This window comes from Bradyrhizobium sp. USDA 4503, from assembly GCF_054055815.1.
This window is the reverse complement of the sequence record NZ_JBSRXS010000001.1, coordinates 200,274-216,646: the sequence shown is the minus strand read 5'-3', so window position 1 is coordinate 216,646 and position 16,373 is coordinate 200,274. Positions and strand designations below refer to the sequence as shown.

The 16,373-nt window shown below is 64.3% G+C and carries 19 protein-coding genes; 9 read left to right on the top strand and 10 right to left on the bottom strand.

Annotated features, from left to right (window positions below):
* The first annotated feature begins 25 nt into the window (after positions 1–25).
* The gene (locus ACVMIH_RS01010) at positions 26–784 is read left to right on the top strand and encodes a GntR family transcriptional regulator (RefSeq protein WP_229189929.1); all 759 of its coding nucleotides are present in this window, start codon (positions 26–28) and stop codon (positions 782–784) included.
* Between the two features lie 6 nt (positions 785–790).
* Here ACVMIH_RS01010 and ACVMIH_RS01005 read toward each other — a convergent pair whose 3' ends face one another.
* The 6 genes from ACVMIH_RS01005 to ACVMIH_RS00980 all read right to left on the bottom strand — a co-directional run bounded on the left by ACVMIH_RS01005 (position 791) and on the right by ACVMIH_RS00980 (position 6,053).
* Positions 791–1,900, bottom strand: coding sequence for a Zn-dependent alcohol dehydrogenase (locus tag ACVMIH_RS01005; protein ID WP_076833361.1), 1,110 nt, complete (start codon positions 1,898–1,900; stop codon positions 791–793).
* A gap of 35 nt (positions 1,901–1,935) precedes the next feature.
* Positions 1,936–2,244: a DUF6166 domain-containing protein gene (locus ACVMIH_RS01000; RefSeq protein ID WP_076833594.1), complete on the bottom strand. Its 309-nt coding sequence runs from the start codon at positions 2,242–2,244 to the stop codon at positions 1,936–1,938.
* A 40-nt stretch (positions 2,245–2,284) separates the two neighbouring features.
* Positions 2,285–2,482 (bottom strand): hypothetical protein, encoded by a 198-nt coding sequence (locus tag ACVMIH_RS00995; protein WP_024579640.1) that lies wholly within the window; start codon positions 2,480–2,482, stop codon positions 2,285–2,287.
* 12 nt (positions 2,483–2,494) lie between these two features.
* Entirely contained in the window at positions 2,495–2,872 is a 378-nt protein-coding gene (locus ACVMIH_RS00990) for a hypothetical protein (protein ID WP_057020272.1), read from the bottom strand.
* Entirely contained in the window at positions 2,859–3,656 is a 798-nt protein-coding gene (locus ACVMIH_RS00985; RefSeq protein WP_456860415.1) for a sterol desaturase family protein, read from the bottom strand. Before ACVMIH_RS00985 ends, ACVMIH_RS00990 begins: the two co-directional genes overlap by 14 nt.
* A gap of 267 nt (positions 3,657–3,923) precedes the next feature.
* On the bottom strand, positions 3,924–6,053 hold the full coding sequence (locus ACVMIH_RS00980) for an acetate--CoA ligase family protein (RefSeq protein ID WP_057020270.1): 2,130 nt from the start codon (positions 6,051–6,053) through the stop codon (positions 3,924–3,926).
* A 217-nt stretch (positions 6,054–6,270) separates the two neighbouring features.
* Between ACVMIH_RS00980 and ACVMIH_RS00975 the strand changes: the two genes are divergently transcribed.
* The 3 genes from ACVMIH_RS00975 (at position 6,271) to frc (ending at position 10,125) form a co-directional block, all read left to right on the top strand.
* A complete protein-coding gene (locus ACVMIH_RS00975; protein WP_050387017.1) occupies positions 6,271–6,966 on the top strand; it encodes a GntR family transcriptional regulator in 696 nt (231 codons plus the stop codon).
* Positions 6,967–7,055: 89 nt separating this feature from the next.
* On the top strand, positions 7,056–8,789 hold the full coding sequence (oxc, locus tag ACVMIH_RS00970) for an oxalyl-CoA decarboxylase (protein WP_456827262.1): 1,734 nt from the start codon (positions 7,056–7,058) through the stop codon (positions 8,787–8,789).
* Positions 8,790–8,847: 58 nt separating this feature from the next.
* Positions 8,848–10,125 (top strand): formyl-CoA transferase, encoded by a 1,278-nt coding sequence (frc, locus tag ACVMIH_RS00965; RefSeq protein WP_057020269.1) that lies wholly within the window; start codon positions 8,848–8,850, stop codon positions 10,123–10,125.
* A gap of 101 nt (positions 10,126–10,226) precedes the next feature.
* On the opposite strand, the gene ACVMIH_RS00960 is transcribed toward frc, so the two are convergent.
* Entirely contained in the window at positions 10,227–10,469 is a 243-nt protein-coding gene (locus tag ACVMIH_RS00960; protein ID WP_057020304.1) for a helix-turn-helix domain-containing protein, read from the bottom strand.
* Positions 10,470–10,480: 11 nt separating this feature from the next.
* Complete coding sequence (locus ACVMIH_RS00955; protein ID WP_199805354.1) at positions 10,481–11,038, bottom strand: DUF2975 domain-containing protein; 558 nt, start codon at positions 11,036–11,038, stop codon at positions 10,481–10,483.
* A 133-nt stretch (positions 11,039–11,171) separates the two neighbouring features.
* On the opposite strand from ACVMIH_RS00955, the gene ACVMIH_RS00950 reads away from it, so the two are divergent.
* A complete protein-coding gene (locus tag ACVMIH_RS00950; protein WP_156436518.1) occupies positions 11,172–11,678 on the top strand; it encodes a DUF2147 domain-containing protein in 507 nt (168 codons plus the stop codon).
* Between the two features lie 126 nt (positions 11,679–11,804).
* On the opposite strand, the gene ACVMIH_RS00945 is transcribed toward ACVMIH_RS00950, so the two are convergent.
* On the bottom strand, positions 11,805–12,008 hold the full coding sequence (locus ACVMIH_RS00945; protein ID WP_253587329.1) for a helix-turn-helix domain-containing protein: 204 nt from the start codon (positions 12,006–12,008) through the stop codon (positions 11,805–11,807).
* Complete coding sequence (locus ACVMIH_RS00940; RefSeq protein WP_456860413.1) at positions 12,009–12,134, bottom strand: hypothetical protein; 126 nt, start codon at positions 12,132–12,134, stop codon at positions 12,009–12,011. It lies immediately after the preceding gene.
* A 46-nt stretch (positions 12,135–12,180) separates the two neighbouring features.
* Here ACVMIH_RS00940 and ACVMIH_RS00935 point away from each other — a divergent pair, with 46 nt between their 5' ends.
* The 4 genes from ACVMIH_RS00935 (at position 12,181) to oxlT (ACVMIH_RS00920) (ending at position 16,187) form a co-directional block, all read left to right on the top strand.
* Entirely contained in the window at positions 12,181–12,762 is a 582-nt protein-coding gene (locus tag ACVMIH_RS00935; protein ID WP_456860411.1) for an autotransporter outer membrane beta-barrel domain-containing protein, read from the top strand.
* A 187-nt stretch (positions 12,763–12,949) separates the two neighbouring features.
* Complete coding sequence (locus ACVMIH_RS00930; RefSeq protein ID WP_167350443.1) at positions 12,950–13,087, top strand: hypothetical protein; 138 nt, start codon at positions 12,950–12,952, stop codon at positions 13,085–13,087.
* Positions 13,088–13,345: 258 nt separating this feature from the next.
* Entirely contained in the window at positions 13,346–14,638 is a 1,293-nt protein-coding gene (oxlT, locus tag ACVMIH_RS00925) for an oxalate/formate MFS antiporter (RefSeq protein WP_076833351.1), read from the top strand.
* 232 nt (positions 14,639–14,870) lie between these two features.
* Complete coding sequence (oxlT, locus tag ACVMIH_RS00920) at positions 14,871–16,187, top strand: oxalate/formate MFS antiporter (RefSeq protein ID WP_456827260.1); 1,317 nt, start codon at positions 14,871–14,873, stop codon at positions 16,185–16,187.
* Positions 16,188–16,373: the final 186 nt, after the last annotated feature.

Sequence of the window (16,373 nt, the reverse complement as noted above, 5' to 3'; positions counted from 1 at the left end):
CTGTACAGCAGCACTCACGATCCTGATGGTAAATTCGAGCAAACGATCCAGCACGGTGCGCGTGCGCACAGCAGGAAGCCGCCGGCCGGCACGGCAATCGTCCGCCGCCGGCGACAAGCCGCGCGGTTCCGCGCCGGCCCCGCTCCCGCAAAGCGACGTCACGCTCACCGATCGCGCCTATGCCGAGCTGGAAGAGCTGATCGTGACGCTGCAACTGCCGCCGGGCACCGCGCTCTCCGAGCTCGTGCTCGCCAAACGGCTCAACATCGGCCGAACCCCGATCCGCGAGGCCTTGCAGCGCCTGTCGCGCGACGGCCTCGTCAACATCCTGGCCCGCCGCGGCGTGCTGGTGTCCGAGATCGACCTCAGGGCCCAGCTGCGCCTGCTCGAAGTCCGGCGCGAGCTGGAACGGCTGATGGCGCGCGGCGCCGCCGAGCGCGCCACCAGCGAGCAGCGCATGCAGTTCTCGGAGATCGCCGCCGGCATGCGGCGCGCGGCGGAGAAATCCGACGACCTGCTGTTCATGCGGCTCGATCACCAGTTCAACACCCTGATCTCCGCGGCGTCGCGCAACGAGTTCGCCTCCCGCGCCATGGGCCTGATGCATGGCCTGTCGCGCCGGTTCTGGTACCAGCATTACAAGGAAGCGGCCGATCTGCCGCTGGCGGCGCGGCTGCATGCCGACGTCGCCGAGGCCGTCGCCGAGCGCCGCGTCGACGCCGCGGGCGCGGCGTCCGACAGCCTGATCGACTACATCGAGAGTTTTGCACGTTCGACGCTGTAACGGCTCTCAGAGCTCGACGACCGTGCGGATCGAACGTCCGCGCCGCAGCGCCTCGAAGCCGTCATTGATGCTGTCGAGGCTGCAGCGGCCTGTGATCAGTTCGTCGAGCTTGAGCCGGCCGTCCAGATAGGCCTGCGCCAGAAAGGGAAAGTCGCGCCGTGGCCGCGCGCCGCCATAGCTCGAGCGGCGAAATCGCTTCTCGCCCATCAACGCGCCCCAGCGAAAACTCACGTCCTGCGTGACGTCGATCTTGCCGAGCCAGATCACCTCGCCGCCCGGCCGTACCGCCTCCGCGGTCTGCCGAAACGCGTTGGGATGGCCCGCCGCTTCAAGGATGACGTCGGCGCCGCGGCCGCCCGTCGCCTGCTTTGCGAACTGGACCGGGTCCTCGCGGGCCGCGTTGACGACGTGCGTGGCGCCGAGCTGCCGCGCCAGCGCCAGCTTTGCATCATCGAGGTCGACCGCGATGACAGCACCTGCGCCGGCAAGCCGGGCGCCCTGCACCGCTGCCAGCCCGACCGCGCCGCAGCCGGTGACCATCACGGTATCGCCGTGACCGATGGCGGCGACGTTGAGCGCGGCGCCGACGCCGGTCATGACGCCGCAGCCGATCAGGCACGCGCGGTCGAACGGGATGTCGTTCGGCACGACGATCGCCTGCTGGGCCGGCAGCACGACATATTCCGAGAACGCGCCGAGGAACATCAGCTGCGTCAGCTTGCGTCCGTCCGCGAGCTGCGCCTTCGATGCGCCGTCGAAATGCACGCCTTCCGCACCCCGCGCGAGGTAGGTCTCGCACAGGATCGGCTGCGCGCGGTCGCAGTGAAAGCAGTGCCCGCAATGCGGATTCCAGGACAAGATGACGTGATCGCCGACGCTGATGTCCCGCACCGCGCTGCCGATTTCCTCGACGATGCCTGCCGCCTCGTGCCCGAGGATCATCGGCAAGGGATAGCGCAACGATCCGTCGATGACTTCGAGATCGGTGTGGCAGAGCCCCGCGGCACGCACCTTCACCACGACGTCGGTCGGCATGGGCGGCGCAAGCGATACGCGCTCGACGGAAAGCGGCGTTCCGCTTTGATGCAGCACCGCCGCGCGACAGGTCAGGGTCATCTCAGGAATTCTCTGCCGGGGGCATCAGCACGGGCTCAGGCCGTCTGTCCGGAGCGCAGCGCCGCGACCGCTTCGTCGAGATCGGCCGAAGAGAGCTCCCATTCATTGTCGAAATTGGCGACGACGCGCCGCATGAACGGCTCGTGCAGCGCTTTCGCGGCAGCGGCATCGTGCAGATGGTCATAGAGCAGCGCGAAGGCCAGTTGTGCCGGCTCGGGCCCCTCGTAGCTCCATTCAAACCCGTGCTCGGTGAGACGAAGCTGGTCGTAATGCGGTGACAGCGGCTTGCCGTCGACCAGCACCGAAATGCCGTCGATGGTGCGGTCCCCGGTATAGCTCGCCATCGGATCCTCCCTGTGCTGCAGCATCATATCAGGAGCTCGGTCAGGATCCCGGCGGACGCATCTTGAGGTCCTTCTTGACGACCTCGGGGAAGATCCACATCGCGACCGTGGCGAACACGCCGAGGAAGGCGACCGCATAGCTCGGTCCCTGCTGGCCCAGATAGACCATGAAAAAGTATCCGCAGGCTGCCGTGGCGAGGCAGGCCAGCGACAGCATGAGCTTGATGTGGCTTGGCATCGAGACCTCCCTTCAGGTTATCCACGTGGAAAAGGACGGCGCGGCGACGCGGACCAGCAGCGCGAGCGCGGCGATCATGGCGCAACAGGACAGCCGCAATCCCGCGCGTCCGTCGCGCCACCATTCCGGCAGCGCCTGAAACAGCCCGGGTAGAAACAAGAACAGCACGCCGCCGACGACAACGATTGTGGTCCAGCGCAATTCGGCCAGCGCGAATGCCAGCGTGCCGGCGAGCAGCATCACCCACAATGCGGTGGTCATCGTCACCGGCAGGACGGCGCGCCCGCGCAGCGGGTACATCCCGGCCAGCTGCAGGAAGCCGATGCAGCACACGCTCCACAGCAGGCCGAACCAGGCGAGACCGGCGAGATTGGGCTCAAGCTGCGGCATGCGGCACCGATTGCTCCTTCGCCACGACCCGCGGCGTCCGCGCCGTCCGGCGCATGTCGGTCTTCACATGGCGCGTGCTGTAGCCGTTGAAGATGTGGCCAAGCAGGCCGCGATTGAGATCGGAGGTGCCGAACACATAGTCCATCACCGGGAAGGTCAGGTTCATGTTCCGCTCCATCATGATCGACTGGTTGTGATGGGCGGTATGATGCCGGCGGATGGTGTTGACGAACGGCATGTTGCGCACGAAGGCATTTTCCTCGACGTGGCAGCAGAAATGCATGAACTCGTAGATCAGGTACATCGAGGTCGTCGTGGTGATCAGCAGCCAGCCGGTGTTGGCCGAGATCACAAGGCCCGCGACGATCGCCGGCGGGATCGACATCAGAGTAAACACCACGAGCGCATAGGGCGGGAAGAAGGTGACGCGCCAGTCGTGATGATCGGCGAAGCGCATCTCCTCCTCGGTGAAGAACTGATGGTGCATCAGCGTGTGGCGGCGGTAGATCGCGCGCAGCAAGGGCACATTCGAGGGCCGGTGCATGACGAAGCGATGCACCGCCCATTCGAAGAAGTTTGCGATCAGGAAGACCACGGGAATGGTGAGGTATTCCCACCATTTCACGTCGTGCACATTGGCCAGATAGACGTACAGCGCCGTGAAGCCGATCGTGTAGATCAGCACGACATGCAGCCAGCCATTGTACCAGCCCACCACGCGCTCGCGGTAGGTCGCGCGATATTTGCGCTGGCGGTCGGTCATCCCTGTTGCAGCCAACTCCATCGCGGGTCCCTCCGTCATTGATCTGATATATCAGTAGCACATCAGATGCGGAAGGCAAGCTTCGTCAGCCGCGCGCGGGTCCGGAAAAGAAGATGGTGCGGAACCCGCGCTGGAAGATCAGGAAGGCCTGGCTTGGTTTCGCGCGATCGGGCTGGTCGCGCCCTTCCCGTTCATCTCGGCGGCCCATTGCAGATGGGGGCAGCCCAATGAAAAGGCCGCCCCGGACGGTGTCCGGGGCGGCCTGTGGTATTCGACAGATTCAGAAGATCAGAGCAGGCCCGCGCCGCGCGCCCACTTGTACTTGGCGCCGAGCACCTCGACCGGGAGTTCGGTCGAATAGGCGTAGGCCGGGATGCCGTTCTGGTAGAGATACTCGGCGGCTTCCTCGACCTCGACATCGCCGGCGAGCGAGGCGACGATCGGCTTGACGAAGCCCTTGGCCTCCATCTCCTTCTTCACCTCGACCATGTTGCGCGCGAACACCATCGGCGGCGTCACGATGGTGTGCCAGTAGCCGAGGATCAGCGCGTGGATGCGCTCATCCGACAGGCCGAGCTTGACCGTGTTGACGTAGGTGATCGGCGGCTCGCCGCCGGTGATATCCACAGGATTTCCGGCCGCGCCGAACGGCGGGATGAACTTGCGGAACGCCGCATCGAGGTCCGGCGGCATCTGCATCAGCGACAGGCCATTGTCGACCACGGAGTCGGAGAGCAGCACGCCGGAGCCGCCGGCGCCGGTGATGATCAGCACGTTCTCGCCCTTCGGCGTCGGCAGCACCGGCACGCCGCGGGCGAATTCGAGCAGCTGCCGCAGGCTGCGGGCGCGGATCACGCCCGACTGCTTGAACACGTCCTCGTAGATCTTGTCGTTGCCGGCGAGCGCGCCGGTATGCGACGAGGCCGCCTTCGCGCCCGCAGACGTGCGCCCGGCCTTGAGCACGACCACCGGCTTCTTCTTGGAGACGCGCTTGGCGGCTTCCGCGAAGGCGCGGCCATCCTTCAGGTCCTCGCAGTGCTGCGCGATCAGGTTGGTGTTGGGATCCTGCTCGAAAAAGGCGAGCAGATCGTCCTCGTCGATGTCGGACTTGTTGCCGAGGCCGACGATCGCCGACACGCCCATCTTGGCCGAGCGCGAGAAGCCGATGATCGCCATGCCGATGCCGCCCGACTGCGACGACAGCGCGGCGTGGCCCTTGACGTCATAGGCGGTGCAGAACGTGGCGCAGAGATTGGCCGGGGTATAATAGAAGCCGTAGATGTTCGGCCCCATCAGGCGGATATTGTACTTCTTGCCGACCTCGACGATCTCGGCCTGCAATTCCGGCGCGCCGGCCTCGGCAAAGCCCGAGGGAATCAGCACCGCGCCGGGGATTTTCTTCTCGCCGCATTCGGCGAGCGCGCCGGCGACGAATTTCGCCGGGATCGCGAACACCGCCGTGTCGATCACGCCGGGCACGTCCTTGACGCTCTTGTAGGCCTTGTAGCCGAGGATCTCGTCGGCCTTGGGGTGGATCGGATAGATCTCGCCCTTGTAGCCGCCGTTGATGAGGTTCTTCATCACGGAGTTGCCGATCTTGCCGTCCTCGGCGGAGGCGCCGATCACGGCAACGCCCTTCGGCTGCATGATTCGGTTCATCGCGGCGACGATCTCTTCGGTCGGACGCGGCGCCGGGCGCGGCTTGTAGTTGAAGTCGACGACGATGCGGACGTCGGCCGCGATCGCGTTCTTGCTGGTGGCGAACACCGGGTTGAGGTCGAGCTCGACGATCTCGGGGAAATCGCTGACCAGCTGCGACACCTTGACGATGACGTCGGCGAGCGCCTCGCGATTGACCGCCTCGCCGCCGCGCACGCCCTTCAGCATCTCATGCGCCTGGATGCCGTCGAGCATCGACAGCGCATCGTCCTTGGTCGCGGGCGCGAGGCGGAAGGTGATGTCCTTGAGGATTTCGACCAGCACGCCGCCGAGACCGAAGGCGACCAGCTTGCCGAACGAGCCGTCGGTGATCGAGCCGACGATCACCTCGGTGCCGCCGCCCAGCATCTGCTGGACCTGGATGCCCTCGATCTTGGCGTCGGCCTTGTACTTCCTGGCGTTGGCGAGAATCGTCTCATAGCTCTTCTCGGCCTCGGCGGCGCTCTTGACGCCGACCACCACGCCGCCGGCCTCGGTCTTGTGGAGGATGTCTGGCGAGACGATCTTCATCACGACCGGGAAGCCCATGTCGGAGGCGATGCGGGCGGCCTCGGCCGCCGACTTGGCGACACCCTCTTTCGGCACCGGAATGCCGTAGGCATCGCACACCACCTTGCCTTCAGGCGCGGTGAGGCTCGTGCGCTTGTCGGCCCTGACCGCATCGAGAATTTTGCGGACCGCATCCTTCGAATTTGACATTGGCTTCCTCCTGGGACAGATTTCGTGGCATTTGGTATGCCAAAAACGCAATTGTCAAGGTCGGTCGAGGTCCAAAAAGATCGAAAAATATAGGCAGCTTGACATTCTGGTATTTGGCATGCCAAAAATCTAAGGCAATTTCTTCTGCTAAGAAGACGTCTCCAAGAGGAGGAGACGAGTCGTGCCAGAACCGAAACAGACCAAGGCGTCGCCCACCATGGCTGACACAGACATCGCCATCGTCCGGATCGCGCCGGAGACGAGCTTCAAGAACAAGGCCTATGAGGCCTTGAAGGAAGCGATCCTGAAGATGGACATCTACGCGACGCCGGAGCCGGTGATGCTCGACGAGCGCGCACTGTCCGAGCGCCTCGGCGTCAGCCGCACGCCGATCCGCGAAGCGATCGCGATGCTCGAGCAGGACGGATTCGTGAAAACCGTGCCGCGCCGCGGCATCGTCGTGGTCCGCCGTACCAAGGCGGAGATCGTCGACATGATCCGCGCCTGGGCGGCGCTGGAGAGCATGGCGGCGCGCTTGATCACGACCACCGCGCGCAAGAAGGACATCTCGGCGCTGCGCGACTTCTTCAAGGACTTCAGCGACGATCGCCTGCCGCAGGATCACGTCGAGGAATATTCCAAGGCCAACATCGCGTTCCACCAGGCGCTGATCTCGCTGTCGGAATCGCCTGTTCTGGTCGACCTCACCAATGACCTGCTGCTGCATGTGCGCGGCTATCGCCAGCTCACGATCGGCCGCAAGGACCGCACCGCGACCTCGCTGCCCGAGCATCTCGGGATCATCGAGGCGCTGGAAGCGCGCGACACCGAGCTCGCCGAGAAGCGCGCGCGCGACCACACGCTTGGGCTTGCCGCCTACGTCGAGGCGCACGGCCAAGAGTTATTCACGTAGAGAACCGTTCACTTAAGTTTGAGAGTCCACACCCGCTTCAGACGACAATCAGATCGTCCGAACAAAGAACGACCAGGGAGACGATGCCGATGCTGAATACCGCTACGAAGTCCGAGGCACCGGGCACCGAGCAAGAACTGACCGATGGCTTCCATCTCGTCATCGATGCGCTCAAGCTCAACGGCATCGACACCATCTATGGTGTGCCGGGTATCCCGATCACGGACCTGGGCCGCATGGCCCAGGCGGCGGGCATTCGCGTGCTCTCGTTCCGCCACGAGCAGAATGCCGGCTATGCGGCTTCGATCGCCGGCTTCCTGACCAAGCGGCCCGGCGTCTGCCTCACGGTGTCCGCGCCCGGCTTCCTCAACGGCCTCACCGCGCTCGCCCACGCCACCACCAACTGCTTCCCGATGATCCTGGTCTCGGGCTCGTCCGAGCGCGAGATCGTCGATTTGCAGCAGGGCGACTATGAAGAGATGGACCAGCTCGCGATCGCCAAGCCGCTGTGCAAGGCCGCGTTCCGCGTGCTGCACGCCCAGGACATCGGCATCGGCCTCGCGCGCGCGATCCGCGCCGCGGTGTCGGGCCGTCCGGGCGGCGTCTATCTCGACCTGCCCGCAAAGCTGTTCTCGCAGGTGATGAACGCCGACGCCGGCCAGAAGTCGCTGGTCAAGGTGGTCGACGCCGCGCCCGAGCAGATCCCCTCCCCGTCTTCGGTCAAGCGCGCGCTGGAAGTGCTGAAGAGCGCGAAGCGTCCGCTCATCATCCTCGGCAAGGGCGCGGCCTACGCGCAGGCCGACGAGGCGATCAAGAATTTCGTCGAGAAGAGCGGCGTGCCGTTCCTGCCGATGAGCATGGCCAAGGGCCTGCTGCCCGATCTGCATCCGCAATGCGCGGGTGCGGCGCGCTCGACGGTGCTGAAGGAAGCCGACGTCGTGATGTTGATCGGCGCCCGCCTCAATTGGCTGCTCTCGCATGGCAAGGGCAAGACCTGGGGTGAAGCTCCGAAGAAGTTCATCCAGGTCGACATCGAGCCGAAGGAAATGGATTCCAACGTCGAGATCGTCGCCCCCGTGGTCGGCGACATCGGTTCCTGCGTCTCGGCGTTCCTCGACGCCATGGGCGCGAACTGGACCGCGGCGCCGTCCGACTGGCTCTCGACCATCGCCAAGAAGCGCGACGACAACGTCGCCAAGATGGCGCCGAAGCTGATGAGCAACGCTTCGCCGATGGATTACCATGGCGCGCTCGGCGCGCTGCGCGCGATCATCGCGGAGCGTCCGGACACCATCTTCGTCAACGAGGGCGCCAACACGCTCGACCTCGCCCGCGGCGTTGTCGACATGCACAAGCCGCGCAAGCGGCTCGACGTCGGCACCTGGGGCGTGATGGGCATCGGCATGGGCTATTCGATCGCCGCTGCGGTCGAGACCGGCCTGCCCGTGCTCGCGGTCGAAGGCGACAGCGCGTTCGGGTTCTCGGGCATGGAGATCGAGACCATCTGCCGCTACAGGCTGCCGATCTGCGTCGTGATCTTCAACAATGACGGCATCTATCGCGGCACCGACGTCAACAGCGCCGGCGACGATCCGGCGACCACCGTGTTCGTCAAGGGCTCGCGCTACGACAAGATGATGGAAGCCTTCGGCGGCGTCGGCGTCAACGCCACCTCGCCGGACGAGTTGAAGCGCGCGGTCAATGCAGCGCTGGATTCCGGCAAGCCGACGCTGATCAACGCGGTGATCGATCCGGCGGCGGGCTCGGAGAGCGGCCGCATCGGCAACCTCAATCCGCAGAGCGTTCTGCAGAAGAAGAAGTAACCCCTAACCCCATCACTCCCTGCGGGTGCAGGGGCATATAGAGTACGGAGCAAACATTATGACCAAGGCGCTGAAGGGCGTTCGCATTCTCGATTTCACCCACGTCCAGTCGGGTCCGACCTGCACGCAATTGCTGGCCTGGTTCGGCGCCGACGTGATCAAGGTCGAGCGTCCCGGCGTCGGCGACATCACGCGCGGCCAGCTGCAGGACATCCCGAACGTGGACAGCCTGTATTTCACCATGCTGAATCACAACAAGCGCTCGATCACGCTCGACACCAAGAACCCGAAGGGCAAGGAAGTGTTGACCGCGCTGATCAAGCAGTGCGACGTGCTGGTCGAAAACTTCGGCCCCGGCGTGCTCGATCGCATGGGCTTCCCCTGGGAGAAGATCCAGGCCATCAACCCGAAGATGATCGTCGCCTCGATCAAGGGTTTTGGCCCCGGCCCGTATGAGGACTGCAAGGTCTACGAGAACGTCGCGCAGTGCACCGGCGGCGCTGCCTCGACCACCGGCTTCCGCGACGGCCTGCCGCTGGTCACCGGCGCGCAGATCGGCGACAGCGGCACCGGGTTGCATCTAGCGCTCGGCATCGTCACCGCGCTGTACCATCGCACCCACTCCGGCAAGGGCCAGCGCGTCACCGCCGCGATGCAGGACGGCGTGCTCAACCTCGCCCGCGTCAAGCTGCGCGACCAGCAGCGGCTCGCCCACGGTCCGCTGAAGGAATACAGCCAGTTCGGCGAAGGCATTCCGTTCGGCGATGCCGTGCCGCGCGCCGGCAACGATTCCGGCGGCGGCCAGCCCGGCCGCATCCTGAAGTGCAAGGGCTGGGAGACCGACCCGAACGCCTACATTTACTTCATCACCCAGGCCCCGGTCTGGGAGAAGATCTGCGACGTGATCGGCGAGCCGACCTGGAAGACCGATCCGAACTACGCCAAGCCGCCGGCCCGCCTGCCGCGCCTCAACGAGATCTTCGCCCGCATCGAGCAGTGGACGATGACCAAGACCAAGTTCGAGGCGATGGAGATCCTCAACAAGGACGACATCCCCTGCGGTCCGATCCTGTCGATGAAGGAGATCGCCGAAGACCAGTCGCTGCGCGCGACCGGCACCGTGGTCGAGGTCGATCACCCGACCCGCGGCAAGTACGTCTCGGTAGGCAACCCGATCAAGCTCTCGGATTCGCCGAGCGACGTTCAGCGCTCGCCGCTGCTCGGCGAGCACACCGACGAGATCCTGCGCGAGGTGCTCGGCTTCAGCGATCACCAGGTCGCCGAGATCCACGACTCCGGCGCGCTCGACCCGCCGCGCAAGCAGGCGGCCGAGTAAACGCAGCGCTCAAGCAGAAACACGAATGGCCGCGGGCAACCGCGGCCATTTTGTTTTGGGAGGAACTTGCGGTCCCGCGCCGCTGTCGACCGCACGCCGGATCAACCACCCTCGCCACTCTCGCCTTCGCCGCCCTCATCGCCAGGCACATATTCCAGGATATCGCCCGGCCGGCAGTCCAGCTCGCGGCAGATTGCCGACAGCGTCGAGAAGCGCATCGCCTTCGCCTTGCCGGTCTTCAGGATCGACAGGTTCTGGATCGAAATGCCGATCGCGTCCGCGAGGTCTCCGAGGCGGCGCTTGCGCTTTGCAAGCATGACATCGAGGTTCACCACGATGGGCACAAGCATCACCCTCAGATCGTCAGATCGTTTTCGGACTGCAACAGGATGGCCTGCTCGATCACGAATTTCAGCGCCATCAGGAACACGCCGCCTGCGACCGTGCCGACGTCGACGCCGTAGCTCGGCAGGAAGAATTTGATGTCGCCAAGCTGATACAGCGCATAGGTCACCGCGATGGTCGTGATCGTATCCACAAACGGCCAGACCACCAGGAAGATCCCCATCCACCAGACACCCTGCAGCGTTTCGGACACGAAGATCCGTCCGTTGGCGAATCGGTTCACCATGCGATGCAGGATGCCGATCAGCACGGCGTAAAACGATACCCCAAGCGCGAACAGCGACCAGAACAACACCTGGCCCTTGGCGGACATGGTCAGCGGGTTGGCGACGATGCTGGCGCACTTCGCCTGGTCGCCGATCAGGCTCTCGGCGATCGTCGCCGACGCCGTGGTGGTGCGGTAATAGGCCAGCCACAACACCACCGGCAACGCCGCCCATATCAACCAGAACGCCCGATCGAGCCTGCGAAACCAGAGCTGGCGCTGCTCACGAACCGATTTCCCCATCGCACCCATCCGAAAAATTCTTTGCCAAAAAGCCGGTACGGCCGGATTGCATCATGCCCAGGCAATGTCATTGACTCAACCTTAAACGCGATTTATTTCATGTTTATCATGAAATTTTTCATGAAGAAGGTGGATGATGACGGTAATCCCAGACCAAAACGGCCTGCGCAAGGCCCTGAAGCAATTGATCCACGCTCACCTCACGCGCCGCCTGATCGTGGCCACGTTCCACATCCCGCTGCTCGGCAGCCCCGCCGATGCCGCCAAGGCGAGCGACAAGGCCAACGATCCGGCCGGCGTCTGGCTGACCCAATCCGGCGACGCCAGGATCAAGGTCCACCGCTGCGGCAGCGCGCTGTGCGGCCGCGTCGTCTGGTTGAAGGAGCCGACGGACAAGGCCACCGGCAAGCCGCAGCTCGACGACAAGAATGCCGATCGCGCGCAGCGCACCCGACCGGTCATAGGCATGTCGCTGTTCATCAACATGCAGCCCGCCGGCCCGAACAAATGGGCCGGCCGGATCTACAACGCCGACGACGGCAAGACCTATGAGAGCTCGGTGACGCTGGTGTCGCCGGGCACGCTGAACGTTCGCGGCTGCATGGGAACGCTGTGCGCCGGCGAAGACTGGACGCGGTGAAGCGGTGAAGGGAATGCGGTGAAGGGACTTGGCCCCGACCCTTCATCGGCCAAGAAGAAAAGCAAACCCGCTCACTCGAGGCCGCCGCATTTGGGCGGCCTTCTTTTATGAACTCGCCGCCCGCCCTCAGCCTTCCACGCCGAGCTTCCACAGCGGCGGCAGATCGGCGAAGGGCGGCGTGGTGTGGGCGATGACGATCGCGGCGCGCCGGCTGTCGGAATCGATCTTGCTGTTGATCGCCTTGACGTGCGCCTTCACGGCATCGAGCCCGACGCCGAGGATAGCAGCGATCTCTTCGTTCGACTTGCCCTGCGCGATCCACGACGCCACCTAGATCTGGCGCGGCGTCAGCGCGGGAAATGCCAGACGCAGGCGGTCGCTCGGTGTCAGCGCCGCCAGCGTTCGCTCCTGCGCCTGGCGGTAGCCGCGTAGGATGTGCGGACGAAAACCCTGCATCCGGTCGCGCTCCTCGTCGCTTGAACGCCGGCCGTCCCACCACGCGATGCCCGACAACCGTGACCACATAACCGGCGTGCTCGAACGCGATCCCCATGATCCGCCGCGCCCCCGACGGCAGGAACACCTCCTTGGCAATCGGCAGCTCGACGAATTCCTCGTCGCTGAAGAAATCCGACTCGCGCAGCGCGCGTTCGCCATAGAACGCCGGATCGTGCTGCCAGAACGGATGCGAGTGCATGTGCTTCGCAAACGCCTGCATGCCGCGGGCACGAACCTCCGGATCGTCGCCGACCGAAATCAACGACCGGAAATCCCAGCTCGGACGATGGAACTCGGTGAAGCTCACCACCTCCGCATCGACCAGGCGGCCGACGCCGGCGAACAGGCGGTGGCGTGGCAGTACGCCTTCGGCGACGTGACCCCGACATCGGCGCTCGCGTTCCAGGGCCTGGGAACCGGATTCACCGTGGCCGGCGTGCCGCTGGCGCGGAACGCGGCACTGGTCGAAGGCGGCCTCGACCTGCGGGTCACACCGCAGGCCAGCATCGGCATCGCCTATGTCGGCCAGCTTGCCGACCGGGTCCAGGACCACTCGGTAAAGGCCAGTTTTAGCTGGAAATTCTGACCCGGCGTCGCCGCCGGGCTCCGCCCCATCCACGCCGATCCGGAATCCGATCAGCCGATTTTGCTGCATTGCACAGTCGTGCATGCTGCTATGCAAACAAGTCCGTTGTATCTGGCATCTGGTATACATAATTTGGCTGCAGATGATGAGCCGGCCCATTGCTGGCCTCCAAGGAAAGGGGACACCAATGTCCAAGACCACTGTACTGACGCTCGCGCCCTCCTCCACCCTGTTCGGCCGCCTGCTGGCCTCGATCGACCGCCTGCTGATGAAGAGCGCGGAGATCTCGAATCGCAACGGCGACCTGCCGCGCTTCGGCCTCTAAGCCAAGGGATTTCCGGCGCTCTCCGCCGGATGCAGCTTTCGTCGCAAGATGCGACCGGACATTGAACCTTCGACCAATGGCCCCGATTTTCGGGGCCATTTCCTTGCGCGCTGAACTACTCTCCCGGGGTGCCCGGGCTGAGTCCTGTGCGGCATAAGCGCGCGCTGCCCCTGCGACAGCTTGAACCTTGGCATATCGGATACCAAGATAGCCATCGCGCGCTCATAAGCAACGACAAGGGGCGCACTGGGAGGATCTATGTCGGACATGGTTCAGGCAACTGCGGCCCCAGCGGCCGCGCGTGTCAGCGACACCTATCGCTGGATGCAACTCGCGATCGGCGTCGCCGCGATGGTGATGATCGCAAATTATCAATACGGGTGGACATTCTTCGTCCCCGACATCCAGAAGAAATTCGGATGGGATCGCGCATCGATCCAATGGGCCTTCACGCTGTTCGTGCTGTTCGAGACCTGGCTGGTGCCGGTCGAAGGCTGGTTTGTCGACAAATACGGTCCGCGCATCGTCGTGCTGGTCGGCGGCATCCTCTGCGCACTCGGCTGGGCGATCAACGCCCAGGCGACGTCGCTGAACGGCTACTATCTCGGCATGATCATCGCCGGCATCGGCGCCGGCGGCGTCTACGGCACCTGCGTCGGCAACGCGCTGAAATGGTTTCCGGATAAGCGCGGACTTGCCGCGGGCATCACCGCTGCCGGCTTCGGCGCAGGCTCGGCGCTCACGGTCGCGCCGATCCAGGCGATGATCAAGGACTCCGGCTTCCAGACCACCTTCCTGTATTTCGGTCTCGGCCAGGGCATCATCATCGTGCTGCTCTCCTTCTTCCTGCTGGCGCCGAAGGCCGGACAGGTGCCGGCCGTCGTGGCGAACGCCAACATCATCCAGACCCGGCGTAACTATCAGCCGACCGAAGTGCTGCGGCAGCCGATCTTCTGGCTGATGTACTTCATGTTCGTGATCGTCGGCGCCGGCGGCCTGATGGTGACGGCGAACCTGAAGCCGATCGCGGTCGACTGGAAGGTCGACAGCGTGCCGGTCACGCTGATGGCGGTGACGATGACGGCCGTCACCTTCGCGGCAACCATCGACCGCGTCCTCAACGGCCTGACGCGTCCGTTCTTCGGCTGGATCTCCGACATGATCGGCCGCGAGAACACGATGTTCATCGCCTTCGGCATGGAAGGCATCGGCATCTGGATGCTCTACCTCTGGGGACACGACCCGGTTTGGTTCGTGCTGCTCTCGGGCTTCGTGTTCTTTGCCTGGGGCGAGATCTACTCGCTGTTCCCCTCGACCTGCACCGATACGTTCGGCGCCAAGTTCGCCACCACGAATGCGGGCCTGCTCTACACCGCGAAGGGCACCGCGGCGCTCTTGGTGCCGATCGCCAACTACATGCAGCAATCGTCGGGCAACTGGGACAAGGTGTTCATCATCGCGGCAGGCGCCAACATCCTCGCCTCGCTGCTCGCGATCATGCTGCTCAAGCCCTGGCGAAAAATCGTGGTCGCGAAATCGGCTACGGCTTGAGCAACCGCCTCACCACAGCCTGCGAAGCGCCTGGCCAAAAGCCGGGCGCTTTTCATTTTGGCTGGCCACGAGATGCCGTCTGGACCGGCGCGTCGAATGTCAGATTTGCTGCGTTGCAGCGGAATGAAGGGCTTGCTTTCTGGAATATAGTATACCAACTTCCGCCGGGCGCTTGCGACGCCACAATAATTGCGACACTCGGTCACAAGACCAGCGCGCTCGGGAGGACTTGATGGTTTCCAGCAATACTGCCGTCACACAAGCTCAACCTTCGTCCAGCGGCTTCCGCTGGCTGCAGCTCGTCATGGGCATCGTCTGCATGGCGATGATCGCGAACCTGCAATATGGCTGGACGCTGTTCGTCGATCCGATCGACGGCGCGCATCACTGGGGCCGCGCGGCGATCCAGTTCGCCTTCACGATCTTCGTGGTGACCGAGACCTGGCTGGTGCCGGTCGAGGCCTGGTTCGTCGACAAATACGGCCCGCGGCTCGTCATCATGTTCGGCGGCATCATGATCGCGCTCGCCTGGGTGTTGAACTCCTATGCCGACTCGCTCGCCCTGCTCTACACCGCCGCCGTGTTCGGCGGCATCGGCGCCGGTGCGGTGTACGGCACCTGCGTCGGCAACGCGCTGAAGTGGTTTCCCGATCGCCGCGGCCTCGCCGCCGGCGCAACCGCGGCCGGCTTCGGCGCCGGCGCCGCGCTCACGGTGGTGCCGATTGCAAAGATGATCGCCGCGAGCGGCTATCAGACCGCGTTCTTCGATTTCGGCATCGGACAGGGATTGATCGTCTTCCTGCTCGCCTTCTTCATCCAGCCGCCCGCGGTCTCGATCCCGCCGAAGAAGAAGCAGCTCAATCTGCCGCAGACCAAGGTCGACTTCACGCCGCCGCAGGTGCTGCGCAGCCCGATCTTCTGGGTGATGTATCTGGTGTTCGTGATGGTCGCCGCCGGCGGCCTGATGGCGGCGGCGCAGATCGCGCCGATCGCGCACGACTACAAGATCGCGAACACGCCGGTCACGCTCGCCGGCTTCCAGATGGCCGCGCTGACCTTTGCGATCTCGCTCGACCGCATCTTCGACGGTTTCGGACGGCCGTTCTTCGGTTGGGTGTCCGACAATATCGGCCGCGAGCACACCATGTTCATTGCGTTCGGCACCGGCGCGCTGATGCTGCTCACGCTATCCACCTGGGGTCACAACCCGGTGGTGTTCGTGCTGGCGACCGCGGTCTATTTCGGCGTGTTCGGGGAGATCTACTCGCTGTTCCCGGCGACCTGCGGCGACACCTTCGGCTCGAAGTTCGCGACCACCAACAACGGCATGCTCTACACCGCGAAGGGCACCGCAGCGCTCTTGGTGCCTGCCGCCAGCATCGTTGCCGCCAGCTATGGCTGGCAGGCGGTGTTCGTGATCGCGGTCGCCCTCAACGCCACCGCGGCGCTGATGGCGCTGTTCGTGATCAAGCCGATGCGCCGCGCCTTCATCAATGGCAACGAGGCTGCCGCCGCGGAAGAGACCGCGACGGGCGCCAAGACGGCTTAACAAGACGGCTTAACAAGACGGCTTGGCTAAAGACCACCTGATCAGGACCGCTTGGTCCCGACATTTCCCCGGAGACTGATGGAGGCGCATTTCGGTGCGCCTCTTCTCTTTTTTGCCAGCTCAGGGATGCCAGATGCCACCACGCTTAGTGCGGCAGATCGCCCGCGCCGCCCACGGCCGCTCACA